We start from the raw sequence: 10,213 nt of genomic DNA on the forward strand, positions 1-10,213 counted from the left end.
GGTGAGGAGCGCCTCACCGGCCCCGATTGGCATCCGGGCTGCTCCATGTGGCAGTATGTCCAAGTTGCTCGGTTGAGTGCCGATGCTGCGCGCCTCCCGCCGGGAGGACCGGAAGCGAGTCCCATGTACTCGTCGTTCCCGTGATGGCCGTCAAGCGTGAGTTCTACGCCACGGCAGCTGCGGGGCGAAAGTACGGGAATCTTCCGGGAAGCGTGTGCGGGGCCTCGACCCGGCACCCCTCACCCCGAAAGTTTTAAACCGACGAAGTTCTTCGCCGGTTTTTTGCAAGCGCGAGTGCGACACGCCCGAGCGCGGGGGTCGGAGGGGGAGTCGCGCAGTGACTAAGGACAAAGGACTACTGAGTAGCCATGGCGGGACAGAAGATCCGCATCCGGCTCAAGGCCTACGACCACGAGGTCATCGACTCCTCGGCGAAGAAGATCGTCGAGACGGTGATTCGTACTGGTGCGCAGGTCGCGGGCCCGGTGCCGCTGCCCACTGAGAAGAACGTGTACTGCGTCATCCGCTCGCCGCACAAGTACAAGGACTCGCGCGAGCACTTCGAGATGCGTACTCACAAGCGTCTGATCGACATCCTCGACCCCACGCCGAAGACGGTTGACTCGCTCATGCGTCTCGACCTGCCGGCTGGCGTCGACATCGAGATCAAGCTCTGAGAGGCGCACCGAAGATGGCTAAGCAGATTAAGGGCATCCTGGGCGAGAAGCTCGGCATGACCCAGGTCTGGGACGAGAACAACCGGGTCGTCCCGGTGACCGTCGTCAAGGCTGGGCCCAATGTCGTGACCCAGGTCCACACCGCCGACAGCCCGGCCGGCTACGACGCCGTCCAGATCGGCTTCGGCGAGATCGACCCCCGCAAGGTGAACAAGCCCCTCGCGGGCCACTTCGCCAAGGCCGGTGTCACCCCGCGCCGCCACCTGGTCGAGCTCCGTACCTCGGACGCCTCCGAGTACACCCTGGGCCAGGAGATCACCGCCGAGCTGTTCGAGGCGGGTGTCAAGGTCGACGTGACCGGCACCTCCAAGGGCAAGGGCTTCGCCGGTGTCATGAAGCGCCACAACTTCCGGGGCCTCGGCGCCGGTCACGGTGTGCAGCGCAAGCACCGTTCGCCCGGCTCGATCGGTGGCTGCGCCACCCCGGGTCGCGTGTTCAAGGGCGTACGGATGGCCGGCCGGATGGGCCACGAGCGTGTGACCACCCAGAACCTGACCATCCATGCCGTTGACGCGGAGAAGGGGCTGCTCCTGATCAAGGGCGCAATCCCGGGCCCGAACGGCGGCCTCGTCCTCGTCCGCACCGCGGCGAAGGGGCTGTGAGGATATGAGCACCATTGACATCCTGTCGCCCTCGGGCGACAAGACCGGCAGCCTTGAGCTTCCGGCCGAGATCTTCGACGCGAAGGTCAGCGTTCCGCTGATGCACCAGGTCGTCGTGGCGCAGCTCGCTGCGGCCCGTCAGGGCACCCACAAGACCAAGACTCGTGGCGAGGTCCGCGGTGGCGGCAAGAAGCCGTACCGCCAGAAGGGCACCGGCCGCGCCCGTCAGGGCTCGACCCGTGCGCCGCAGTTCGCCGGCGGTGGCGTCGTGCACGGTCCCGTGCCGCGCGACTACTCGCAGCGGACCCCGAAGAAGATGATCGCCGCCGCTCTGCGCGGTGCGCTCACCGACCGGGCCCGCCACAACCGCATCCACGTCGTCACCGACGTGGTCGCGGCCGAGGTGCCGTCGACCAAGGCCGCCAAGAGCCTGTTCGGCAAGATCACCGAGCGCAAGAACGTCCTCCTGGTCGTCGAGCGCGAGGACGAGCTGGGCCTGAAGTCCGCTCGCAACCTGCCGCACGTGCACATCCTGGACGCCGGTCAGCTGAACACCTACGACGTGCTCGTCTCCGACGATGTGGTCTTCACCCAGGCCGCCTTCGAGCGTTTCGTGGCCGGTCCGGCCGCGTCCGCCAAGGCCGTTGCCGCTGAGGGCGAGCTCGAAGGGAGCGCCGCCTGATGAGCGACGTTACGAGCAAGACGTTCACGGACCCCCGTGACGTCCTGGTGAAGCCGGTCATCTCCGAGAAGAGCTACAGCCTTCTCGACGAGAACAAGTACACGTTCATCGTGTCGCCGGGCGCCAACAAGACCCAGATCAAGCAGGCCGTCGAGGCGGTCTTCTCGGTCAAGGTCGAGGCTGTCAACACGATCAACCGTCAGGGCAAGCGCAAGCGCTCCAAGACGGGCTTTGGCAAGCGCAAGGACACCAAGCGCGCCATCGTGACGCTGGCCGAGGGCAACCGCATCGACATCTTCGGTGGTCCGGTCTCCTAACGGAGATCGTGATCGTCGATAAGGACGAGGACGAGAGAGCCAAATGGGCATCCGCAAGTACAAGCCGACTACGCCGGGCCGTCGTGGCTCCAGCGTGGCCGACTTCGTAGAGATCACGCGGTCCACCCCGGAGAAGTCGCTGGTTCGCCCGCTGCACAGCAAGGGCGGCCGTAACAACGCCGGTCGGATCACCGTTCGCCACCAGGGTGGCGGTCACAAGCGCGCCTACCGCGTGATCGACTTCCGTCGTCACGACAAGGACGGCGTGCCGGCCAAGGTCGCGCACATCGAGTACGACCCGAACCGCACCGCGCGCATCGCGCTCCTGCACTACGCGGACGGCGAGAAGCGCTACATCATCGCGCCGCGCGGCATCGCGCAGGGTGACCGGATCGAGAACGGCGCTGGCGCCGACATCAAGCCGGGCAACAACCTGCCGCTGCGCAACATCCCGGTCGGTACCACCATCCACGCGGTGGAGCTGCGTCCCGGTGGCGGTGCCAAGATGGCCCGCTCCGCCGGTTCCGGCATCCAGCTGCTGGCGCGTGAGGGCAAGATGGCGCACCTGCGCATGCCCTCCGGCGAGATCCGCCTGGTCGACGCGCGCTGCCGCGCCACCGTCGGCGAGGTCGGCAACGCCGAGCAGTCGAACATCAACTGGGGCAAGGCCGGCCGTATGCGCTGGAAGGGCGTTCGCCCGACCGTGCGTGGTGTCGCCATGAACCCGATCGACCACCCGCACGGTGGTGGTGAGGGTAAGACCTCTGGTGGTCGCCACCCGGTCTCGCCGTGGGGCCAGAAGGAGGGTCGTACCCGTCGCCCGAAGAAGGCGTCGGACGCTCTCATCGTGCGCCGCCGCAAGACCAACAAGAAGCGCTAGGAGCAGGTCAGATGCCGCGCAGTCTCAAGAAGGGCCCCTTCATCGACGGCCACCTTCTCAAGAAGGTGGACGCGCAGAACGAGGCGGGTACCCAGAACGTCATCAAGACCTGGTCCCGCCGCTCCGTGATCTTCCCGGCCATGCTCGGCCACACGATCGCGGTTCACGATGGTCGCAAGCACGTCCCGGTGTTCGTCACCGAGTCGATGGTCGGCCACAAGCTGGGCGAGTTCGCTCCGACCCGCACCTTCCGCGGCCACGTCAAGGACGACCGCAAGTCGAAGCGTCGCTAGTCGCCTGAGCTTCACCGCCAGAACGACTCAATGACTTACTCCATTAAGGGGACAACCATGGAAGCCAGGGCCCAGGCGCGGTACATCCGCGTCACGCCCATGAAGGCCCGCCGCGTGGTGGACCTCATCCGTGGCCTGCCGGCCACGGAGGCCCAGGCCGTCCTGCGTTTCGCTCCGCAGGCCGCCACCGTGCCGGTCGGCAAGGTGCTCGACAGCGCCATTGCCAACGCCGCGCACAACTACAACCACTCCAACGTGGACGACCTCGTCATCAGCGAGGCGTACGTTGACGAGGGTCCGACCCTGAAGCGGTTCCGCCCGCGTGCCCAGGGCCGCGCCTACCGGATCCGCAAGCGGACCAGCCACATCACCGTGGTCGTCAGCAGCAAGGAAGGGACCCGGTAATGGGCCAGAAGGTTAACCCGCACGGGTTCCGCCTCGGCATCAGCACGGACTTCAAGTCCCGCTGGTACGCCGACAAGCTGTACAAGGACTACGTCAAGGAAGACGTTGCCATTCGTCGCATGATGACGAAGGGCATGGAGCGCGCCGGCATCTCGAAGGTTGAGATCGAGCGCACCCGCGACCGCGTCCGCGTCGACATCCACACCGCCCGCCCCGGCATCGTCATCGGTCGCCGTGGCACCGAGGCCGACCGCATCCGCGGCGACCTCGAGAAGCTGACCGGCAAGCAGGTCCAGCTGAACATCCTCGAGGTCAAGAACCCCGAGCTGGACGCCCAGCTCGTGGCTCAGGGCGTCGCGGAGCAGCTGTCCTCGCGCGTCTCCTTCCGCCGTGCCATGCGCAAGTCGATGCAGGGCACCATGAAGTCCGGCGCCAAGGGCATCAAGGTCCAGTGCTCCGGTCGTCTCGGCGGCGCCGAGATGAGCCGTTCGGAGTTCTACCGCGAGGGTCGTGTGCCGCTGCACACCCTGCGTGCGAACGTCGACTACGGCTTCTTCGAGGCCAAGACCACCTTCGGCCGCATCGGCGTGAAGGTCTGGATCTACAAGGGCGACGTCAAGAACATCGCCGAGGTCCGCGCTGAGAACGCCGCTGCCCGCTCGGGCAACCGCCCGGCCCGTCCCGAGGGTGGTCGTCCCGCCCGCGGTGGCGACCGCCGTGGTGGCGAGCGCGGTGGCCGTGGCCGTCGTCCCGCCGCTGCCGAGGCCCCCGCGGCCGCGGCCGCCGAGGCGCCGGCTGCCGAGAACACCGGAACGGAGGCCTGACTCCCATGCTGATCCCCCGTCGGGTCAAGCACCGCAAGCAGCACCACCCGAAGCGTCGTGGCGCTGCCAAGGGTGGCACCGAGCTCGCCTTCGGCGAGTACGGCATCCAGGCCGTCACCCCGGCCTACGTGACGAACCGGCAGATCGAGTCCGCTCGTATCGCCGTCACCCGTCACATCAAGCGTGGCGGCAAGGTCTGGATCAACATCTACCCGGACCGTCCGCTCACCAAGAAGCCGGCCGAGACCCGCATGGGTTCCGGTAAGGGTTCGCCCGAGTGGTGGATCGCGAACGTGCACCCGGGTCGGGTCATGTTCGAGCTGTCGTACCCCAACGAGAAGGTGGCTCGTGAGGCGCTGACCCGCGCAGCTCACAAGCTCCCGATGAAGTGCCGGATCATCCGGCGCGAGGCAGGTGAGAGCTGATGTCGGCCGGCACCAAGGCTGCTGACCTCCGCGAGCTGGACAACGAGGGTCTCGTTGCCAAGCTCCGTGAGGCCAAGGAGGAGCTGTTCAACCTCCGCTTCCAGGCGGCGACCGGGCAGCTCGACAACCACGGACGGCTCAAGCTCGTCCGTAAGGACATCGCGCGGATCTACACCCTGATGCGCGAGCGCGAGCTGGGCATCGAGACGGTGGAGAGCGCCTGATGACTGAGAACACCAACGAGACGCGCGGTTTCCGCAAGACCCGTGAGGGTCTCGTCGTCAGCGACAAGATGGACAAGACCGTCGTCGTCGCCGTCGAGGACCGCGTCAAGCACGCTCTGTACGGCAAGGTCATCCGCCGTACGAACAAGCTGAAGGCGCACGACGAGGCGAACGCCTGCGGCATCGGCGACCGGGTCCTCCTGGCGGAGACCCGCCCGCTGTCCGCGACGAAGCGCTGGCGCGTCGTCGAGATCCTCGAGAAGGCCAAGTAACGAAGTTGATGCGGTACGGCCGTATGTGCACCAGGTCCCTCGCGGGCGCTGGTGTGAGCAGCGGCCGGCCCGTCAGCTCTCGTTGACGATCAGGAGAAAGCTGTGATCCAGCAGGAGTCGCGACTGCGTGTCGCCGACAACACGGGCGCGAAGGAAATCCTTTGCATCCGCGTTCTCGGTGGTTCCGGTCGCCGCTACGCCGGTATCGGGGACGTCATCGTCGCGACCGTCAAGGACGCGATCCCCGGCGGTTCGGTGAAGAAGGGTGACGTCGTCAAGTGCGTCGTCGTCCGTACCGTGAAGTCGCGCCGTCGTCCGGATGGCTCGTACATCCGCTTCGACGAGAACGCCGCGGTCGTTCTGAAGAACACCGATGGTGACCCCCGTGGTACCCGCATCTTCGGCCCGGTGGGCCGCGAGCTGCGTGACAAGAAGTTCATGAAGATCATCTCGCTTGCGCCGGAGGTGCTCTAACTCATGGCGAACAGCATGAAGATCAAGAAGGGTGACCTGGTTCAGGTCATCACCGGCAAGGACCGCGGCAAGCAGGGCAAGGTCATCCAGGCCATGCCCGCCGAGAACAAGGTCCTGGTCGAGGGTGTGAACCGGGTCAAGAAGCACACCAAGCCGGGCCCGGGCACTCAGGGTGGCATCGTCACCGTCGAGGCCCCGGTGCACGTCTCCAACGTCCAGCTGGTCGTGGAGAAGGACGGCAAGAAGGTCGTCACCCGCGTTGGCTACCGCTTCGATGACGAGGGCAACAAGATCCGCGTTGCCAAGCGAACCGGTGAGGACATCTGATGTCTGAGACGACTGTTGAGAAGGTGACCCCCCGTCTCAAGGAGCGTTACAACTCCGAGATCAAGGGTCAGCTGCAGGAGCAGTTCTCGTACGAGAACGTCATGCTGACGCCCGGCCTGGTCAAGGTCGTCGTCAACATGGGTGTCGGCGAGGCCGCCCGTGACAGCAAGCTGATCGAGGGCGCGATCCGCGACCTGACCGCGATCACCGGTCAGAAGCCGGCCGTGACCAAGGCCCGTAAGTCCATCGCGCAGTTCAAGCTGCGCGAGGGCCAGCCGATCGGCACCCACGTCACCCTCCGCGGTGACCGCATGTGGGAGTTCCTGGACCGTCTGGTGTCGCTGGCCCTGCCGCGTATCCGTGACTTCCGTGGCCTCTCGCCGAAGCAGTTCGACGGCCGTGGCAACTACACCTTCGGTCTGACCGAGCAGGTTATGTTCCACGAGATCGACCAGGACAAGGTCGACCGTCAGCGCGGTATGGACATCACCGTCGTGACCACCGCTCAGACCGACGACGAGGGCCGGGCGCTCCTGCGCGCTCTGGGCTTCCCGTTCAAGGAGGCGTGAGCCAATGGCGAAGAAGTCCCTCATCGCGAAGTCCGAGCGCAAGCCGAAGTTCGGCGTCCGGGCCTACACCCGGTGCCAGCGCTGCGGCCGTCCGCACTCGGTGTACCGCAAGTTCGGCCTGTGCCGTGTCTGCCTTCGTGAGATGGCGCACCGCGGCGAGCTGCCGGGCGTGACCAAGAGCTCCTGGTAGTCCTCTCCCAACAGAGGGACCAGGCACTTTAGGCACACAGCGAAGCAGAGGTGCCCGATCCCACACCGGCCCGTTTTGGGCCTACCGTACGGATTCCCGTAAGGTAGTGGGGTCGGGCCCCCTGCCACGGCTTCCCCATGGACGCCCGTGGCCCTCCTAGGAGGGCTCGCACCCAGTCTTACGACGTCGCAGGTCCCCTGCGCTTGTGCCCCTGACGAACTCGGAAGAGTGCGGCAGGGGGACCTGGCGCGGAGAAACCGCGGCGAGAGAGGCCTGAGGCCATCATGACCATGACCGACCCCATCGCAGACATGCTCACGCGTCTGCGTAACGCGAACTCGGCGTACCACGACTCCGTGGCGATGCCGGCCAGCAAGATCAAGGCGCACGTCGCCGAGATCCTGCAGCAGGAGGGGTACATCTCCTCCTACAAGGTTGAGGAGCCCGTCGAGGGCGAGGTCGGCAAGAAGCTGACCATCGAGCTCAAGTTCGGCCCCAACCGTGAGCGCTCCATCGCCGGCATCAAGCGCATCAGCAAGCCGGGTCTGCGCGTTTACGCAAAGTCCACCAACCTGCCGAAGGTGCTCGGCGGCCTGGGCGTGGCGATCATCTCCACGTCCTCCGGTCTCCTCACCGACAAGCAGGCCGCCAAGAAGGGCGTAGGCGGAGAAGTTCTCGCCTACGTCTGGTAATTCGGGAAACGGAGGTACAGCAATGTCGCGCATTGGACGGCTGCCCATCCAGGTCCCCGCTGGCGTGGACGTCACCATCGATGGCCAGGCGGTCTCGGTGAAGGGCCCGAAGGGCACCCTCACCCACGTCGTCGCCGCGCCGATCGAGATCGGTAAGGGCGAGGACGGCACCCTGCTCGTCACCCGCCCCAACGACGAGCGTATGTCGAAGGCCCTGCACGGCCTTTCCCGCACGCTGGTGGCGAACATGATCACCGGCGTGACCGCGGGCTACCGCAAGTCGCTGGAGATCAGCGGTGTCGGCTACCGAGTTCTGGCGAAGGGCTCCAACATGGAGTTCCAGCTGGGCTACAGCCACCCGATCCTCGTCGAGGCCCCCGAGGGCATCTCCTTCGTCGTCGAGTCGGCCACCAAGTTCCACGTGGACGGCATCGACAAGCAGAAGGTCGGCGAGGTCGCCGCGAAGATCCGCAAGCTGCGCAAGCCGGACCCGTACAAGGCCAAGGGTGTCAAGTACGCGGGCGAGGTCATCCGCCGCAAGGTCGGAAAGAGTGGTAAGTAAGCGATGAGTGTCTCTGTCAAGATCGGCAAGGGCAACGCCTACAAGAGCGCCGCTCGCAAGCGCCGCGCGATCCGCGTTCGCAAGCGCGTCGTCGGCACCGAGGTGCGTCCGCGCCTCGTCGTGACGCGTTCGAACCGTCACATGGTCGCCCAGGTCATCGACGACGCCAAGGGTCACACCCTGGCGTCGGCGTCCACCCTCGACGTGTCCATCAAGGGCGCCGAGGGCGACAAGACCGAGCTGGCCAAGAAGGTCGGGAGCCTGGTCGCCGAGCGCGCCAAGGCCGCCGGCATCGAGTCGGTCGTCTTCGACCGCGCGGGCAACCGGTACGCCGGCCGCATCGCCGCCCTGGCGGACGCGGCTCGCGAGGCCGGGCTCGACTTCTAAGCCGCTCGTCGGCTCAGTCGACGGACGTAATCGAGAGAGGTAATTCCAATGGCTGGACCCCAGCGCCGCGGTAGCGGCGCCGGCGGCGGCACCGGCGGTGGCGAGCGGCGCGACCGTAAGCGTGACGACCGGGGCAACGCCCCCGCCGTCGAGAAGACCGCTTACGTCGAGCGCGTTGTCGCGATCAACCGTGTCGCCAAGGTTGTCAAGGGTGGTCGTCGTTTCAGCTTCACCGCGCTGGTCGTGGTGGGCGACGGTGACGGCACCGTGGGTGTCGGTTACGGGAAGGCGAAGGAGGTTCCGGCCGCCATCGCCAAGGGTGTTGAGGAGGCCAAGAAGAACTTCTTCAAGGTCCCCCGTATCCAGGGCACCATCCCGCACCCGATCCAGGGTGAGAAGGCCGCCGGCGTCGTGCTCCTGAAGCCCGCCGCCCCCGGTACCGGTGTTATCGCCGGTGGTCCGGTGCGCGCCGTCCTGGAGTGCGCCGGCATCCACGACATCCTGTCGAAGTCGCTCGGCTCGGACAACGCGATCAACATCGTGCACGCCACCGTGGCTGCTCTGAAGGGCCTCGTGCGCCCCGAGGAGATCGCCGCCCGTCGTGGCCTGCCGCTGGAGGACGTGGCCCCCGCCGCTCTGCTGCGGGCGCGTGCTGCTGGGGTGAGCGCCTGATGGCTCGCCTGAAGATCACGCAGACCAAGTCGTACATCGGCAGCAAGCAGAACCACCGTGACACCCTGCGTACGCTTGGCCTCAAGCGCATGCACGACGTCGTGGTGAAGGAGGACCGTCCCGAGATCCGCGGGATGGCCCACACGGTCCGTCACCTGGTGACGGTTGAGGAGGTGGACTGATCATGGGCGACAACCCGATCAAGATCCACAACCTGCGTCCCGCCCCGGGTGCCAAGACCGACAAGATCCGCGTGGGTCGTGGTGAGGGCTCCAAGGGTAAGACTGCCGGTCGTGGTACCAAGGGCACGAAGGCCCGCTACCAGGTTCCGCAGCGCTTCGAGGGTGGCCAGATGCCGCTCCACATGCGCCTGCCGAAGCTGAAGGGCTTCAAGAACCCGTTCAAGATCACGTTCCAGGTCGTCAACCTCGACAAGCTGGCCGAGCTCTACCCGCAGGGTGGCGAGGTCACGGTCGAGGACCTGGTCGCCAAGGGCGCGGTTCGCAAGAACTCCCTCGTCAAGGTGCTCGGCACCGGCGAGGTCTCGGTTGCGCTGCAGGTGACGGTCGACGCCGTCTCCGGCTCCGCCGCCGAGAAGATCAAGGCCGCCGGCGGTACGGTCACCGAGCTCGTCTGAGCCCGCTGAGATCCGCCTTCGAGCCCCGCACCTCCTCCGGGA

General features: G+C 66.3%; 21 protein-coding genes. All 21 read left to right on the plus strand.

Going from position 1 to position 10,213, the window contains the following annotated elements; all coding sequences use genetic code 11:
• The first annotated feature begins 368 nt into the window (after positions 1–368).
• The 21 genes from rpsJ to rplO all read left to right on the plus strand — a co-directional run bounded on the left by rpsJ (position 369) and on the right by rplO (position 10,171).
• Positions 369–677, plus strand: a complete 309-nt coding sequence (gene rpsJ / locus ACFU6K_RS19010; protein ID WP_012785157.1) for a 30S ribosomal protein S10 — start codon at positions 369–371, stop codon at positions 675–677.
• A gap of 14 nt (positions 678–691) precedes the next feature.
• Positions 692–1,339: a 50S ribosomal protein L3 gene (rplC, locus tag ACFU6K_RS19015; RefSeq protein WP_030055817.1), complete on the plus strand. Its 648-nt coding sequence runs from the start codon at positions 692–694 to the stop codon at positions 1,337–1,339.
• Positions 1,340–1,343: 4 nt separating this feature from the next.
• On the plus strand, positions 1,344–2,021 hold the full coding sequence (rplD, locus tag ACFU6K_RS19020; protein WP_049649040.1) for a 50S ribosomal protein L4: 678 nt from the start codon (positions 1,344–1,346) through the stop codon (positions 2,019–2,021).
• The gene (rplW, locus tag ACFU6K_RS19025) at positions 2,021–2,338 is read left to right on the plus strand and encodes a 50S ribosomal protein L23 (protein ID WP_030280768.1); all 318 of its coding nucleotides are present in this window, start codon (positions 2,021–2,023) and stop codon (positions 2,336–2,338) included. Before rplD ends, rplW begins: the two co-directional genes overlap by 1 nt.
• Positions 2,339–2,381: 43 nt before the next feature.
• The gene (rplB, locus tag ACFU6K_RS19030; RefSeq protein ID WP_363427434.1) at positions 2,382–3,218 is read left to right on the plus strand and encodes a 50S ribosomal protein L2; all 837 of its coding nucleotides are present in this window, start codon (positions 2,382–2,384) and stop codon (positions 3,216–3,218) included.
• Between the two features lie 11 nt (positions 3,219–3,229).
• A complete protein-coding gene (rpsS, locus tag ACFU6K_RS19035) occupies positions 3,230–3,511 on the plus strand; it encodes a 30S ribosomal protein S19 (RefSeq protein ID WP_030055821.1) in 282 nt (93 codons plus the stop codon).
• Positions 3,512–3,568: 57 nt separating this feature from the next.
• The gene (gene rplV / locus ACFU6K_RS19040) at positions 3,569–3,916 is read left to right on the plus strand and encodes a 50S ribosomal protein L22 (protein WP_030055822.1); all 348 of its coding nucleotides are present in this window, start codon (positions 3,569–3,571) and stop codon (positions 3,914–3,916) included.
• Positions 3,916–4,740 carry a 30S ribosomal protein S3 gene (gene rpsC / locus ACFU6K_RS19045; RefSeq protein WP_359820416.1) on the plus strand — a complete coding sequence of 275 codons (825 nt, stop codon included), beginning with the start codon at positions 3,916–3,918 and terminating at the stop codon, positions 4,738–4,740. The genes rplV and rpsC overlap by 1 nt, the downstream gene beginning before the upstream one ends.
• Positions 4,741–4,745: 5 nt before the next feature.
• On the plus strand, positions 4,746–5,165 hold the full coding sequence (gene rplP, locus ACFU6K_RS19050; protein WP_030055824.1) for a 50S ribosomal protein L16: 420 nt from the start codon (positions 4,746–4,748) through the stop codon (positions 5,163–5,165).
• Positions 5,165–5,389, plus strand: coding sequence for a 50S ribosomal protein L29 (gene rpmC / locus ACFU6K_RS19055; RefSeq protein WP_049649042.1), 225 nt, complete (start codon positions 5,165–5,167; stop codon positions 5,387–5,389). The genes rplP and rpmC overlap by 1 nt, the downstream gene beginning before the upstream one ends.
• Positions 5,389–5,661: a 30S ribosomal protein S17 gene (rpsQ, locus tag ACFU6K_RS19060; protein ID WP_030055826.1), complete on the plus strand. Its 273-nt coding sequence runs from the start codon at positions 5,389–5,391 to the stop codon at positions 5,659–5,661. The genes rpmC and rpsQ overlap by 1 nt, the downstream gene beginning before the upstream one ends.
• Positions 5,662–5,763: 102 nt before the next feature.
• Positions 5,764–6,135, plus strand: coding sequence for a 50S ribosomal protein L14 (gene rplN, locus ACFU6K_RS19065; protein ID WP_030393301.1), 372 nt, complete (start codon positions 5,764–5,766; stop codon positions 6,133–6,135).
• 15 nt (positions 6,136–6,150) lie between these two features.
• A complete protein-coding gene (gene rplX / locus ACFU6K_RS19070; protein WP_030055828.1) occupies positions 6,151–6,462 on the plus strand; it encodes a 50S ribosomal protein L24 in 312 nt (103 codons plus the stop codon).
• A complete protein-coding gene (gene rplE / locus ACFU6K_RS19075; RefSeq protein WP_030393302.1) occupies positions 6,462–7,031 on the plus strand; it encodes a 50S ribosomal protein L5 in 570 nt (189 codons plus the stop codon). Before rplX ends, rplE begins: the two co-directional genes overlap by 1 nt.
• Before the next feature lie 4 nt (positions 7,032–7,035).
• Positions 7,036–7,221 carry a type Z 30S ribosomal protein S14 gene (locus tag ACFU6K_RS19080; protein ID WP_030055830.1) on the plus strand — a complete coding sequence of 62 codons (186 nt, stop codon included), beginning with the start codon at positions 7,036–7,038 and terminating at the stop codon, positions 7,219–7,221.
• Between the two features lie 284 nt (positions 7,222–7,505).
• Entirely contained in the window at positions 7,506–7,913 is a 408-nt protein-coding gene (gene rpsH / locus ACFU6K_RS19085; RefSeq protein WP_030055831.1) for a 30S ribosomal protein S8, read from the plus strand.
• 22 nt (positions 7,914–7,935) lie between these two features.
• Positions 7,936–8,475, plus strand: coding sequence for a 50S ribosomal protein L6 (gene rplF / locus ACFU6K_RS19090; RefSeq protein ID WP_380664467.1), 540 nt, complete (start codon positions 7,936–7,938; stop codon positions 8,473–8,475).
• 3 nt (positions 8,476–8,478) lie between these two features.
• Entirely contained in the window at positions 8,479–8,862 is a 384-nt protein-coding gene (gene rplR, locus ACFU6K_RS19095) for a 50S ribosomal protein L18 (RefSeq protein ID WP_030280785.1), read from the plus strand.
• Positions 8,863–8,910: 48 nt separating this feature from the next.
• Positions 8,911–9,534, plus strand: a complete 624-nt coding sequence (gene rpsE / locus ACFU6K_RS19100) for a 30S ribosomal protein S5 (protein WP_030055834.1) — start codon at positions 8,911–8,913, stop codon at positions 9,532–9,534.
• On the plus strand, positions 9,534–9,716 hold the full coding sequence (gene rpmD / locus ACFU6K_RS19105; protein WP_049649044.1) for a 50S ribosomal protein L30: 183 nt from the start codon (positions 9,534–9,536) through the stop codon (positions 9,714–9,716). The genes rpsE and rpmD overlap by 1 nt, the downstream gene beginning before the upstream one ends.
• 2 nt (positions 9,717–9,718) lie before the next feature.
• Positions 9,719–10,171 carry a 50S ribosomal protein L15 gene (rplO, locus tag ACFU6K_RS19110; RefSeq protein ID WP_030280790.1) on the plus strand — a complete coding sequence of 151 codons (453 nt, stop codon included), beginning with the start codon at positions 9,719–9,721 and terminating at the stop codon, positions 10,169–10,171.
• The last annotated feature ends 42 nt before the right edge of the window (positions 10,172–10,213 follow it).

The organism is Kitasatospora sp. NPDC057512, from assembly GCF_042802135.1.
GTDB lineage: Bacteria > Actinomycetota > Actinomycetes > Streptomycetales > Streptomycetaceae > Kitasatospora.

What these genes read in the sequence shown, in the direction of transcription:
- rpsS (WP_030055821.1), top strand. Translation starts at nt 3,230, where the DNA reads ATGCCGCGCAGTCTCAAGAAGGGCCCCTTCATCGACGGCCACCTTCTC.
- rplV (WP_030055822.1), top strand. Translation starts at nt 3,569, where the DNA reads ATGGAAGCCAGGGCCCAGGCGCGGTACATCCGCGTCACGCCCATGAAG.
- rpmC (WP_049649042.1), top strand. Translation starts at nt 5,165, where the DNA reads ATGTCGGCCGGCACCAAGGCTGCTGACCTCCGCGAGCTGGACAACGAG.
- rpsE (WP_030055834.1), top strand. Translation starts at nt 8,911, where the DNA reads ATGGCTGGACCCCAGCGCCGCGGTAGCGGCGCCGGCGGCGGCACCGGC.
- rplE (WP_030393302.1), top strand. Translation starts at nt 6,462, where the DNA reads ATGTCTGAGACGACTGTTGAGAAGGTGACCCCCCGTCTCAAGGAGCGT.
- rplW (WP_030280768.1), top strand. Translation starts at nt 2,021, where the DNA reads ATGAGCGACGTTACGAGCAAGACGTTCACGGACCCCCGTGACGTCCTG.
- rpsC (WP_359820416.1), top strand. Translation starts at nt 3,916, where the DNA reads ATGGGCCAGAAGGTTAACCCGCACGGGTTCCGCCTCGGCATCAGCACG.
- rplP (WP_030055824.1), top strand. Translation starts at nt 4,746, where the DNA reads ATGCTGATCCCCCGTCGGGTCAAGCACCGCAAGCAGCACCACCCGAAG.
- rplF (WP_380664467.1), top strand. Translation starts at nt 7,936, where the DNA reads ATGTCGCGCATTGGACGGCTGCCCATCCAGGTCCCCGCTGGCGTGGAC.
- rpmD (WP_049649044.1), top strand. Translation starts at nt 9,534, where the DNA reads ATGGCTCGCCTGAAGATCACGCAGACCAAGTCGTACATCGGCAGCAAG.
- ACFU6K_RS19080 (WP_030055830.1), top strand. Translation starts at nt 7,036, where the DNA reads ATGGCGAAGAAGTCCCTCATCGCGAAGTCCGAGCGCAAGCCGAAGTTC.
- rplR (WP_030280785.1), top strand. Translation starts at nt 8,479, where the DNA reads ATGAGTGTCTCTGTCAAGATCGGCAAGGGCAACGCCTACAAGAGCGCC.
- rplB (WP_363427434.1), top strand. Translation starts at nt 2,382, where the DNA reads ATGGGCATCCGCAAGTACAAGCCGACTACGCCGGGCCGTCGTGGCTCC.
- rpsJ (WP_012785157.1), top strand. Translation starts at nt 369, where the DNA reads ATGGCGGGACAGAAGATCCGCATCCGGCTCAAGGCCTACGACCACGAG.
- rpsH (WP_030055831.1), top strand. Translation starts at nt 7,506, where the DNA reads ATGACCATGACCGACCCCATCGCAGACATGCTCACGCGTCTGCGTAAC.
- rplX (WP_030055828.1), top strand. Translation starts at nt 6,151, where the DNA reads ATGAAGATCAAGAAGGGTGACCTGGTTCAGGTCATCACCGGCAAGGAC.
- rplO (WP_030280790.1), top strand. Translation starts at nt 9,719, where the DNA reads ATGGGCGACAACCCGATCAAGATCCACAACCTGCGTCCCGCCCCGGGT.
- rplC (WP_030055817.1), top strand. Translation starts at nt 692, where the DNA reads ATGGCTAAGCAGATTAAGGGCATCCTGGGCGAGAAGCTCGGCATGACC.
- rpsQ (WP_030055826.1), top strand. Translation starts at nt 5,389, where the DNA reads ATGACTGAGAACACCAACGAGACGCGCGGTTTCCGCAAGACCCGTGAG.
- rplD (WP_049649040.1), top strand. Translation starts at nt 1,344, where the DNA reads ATGAGCACCATTGACATCCTGTCGCCCTCGGGCGACAAGACCGGCAGC.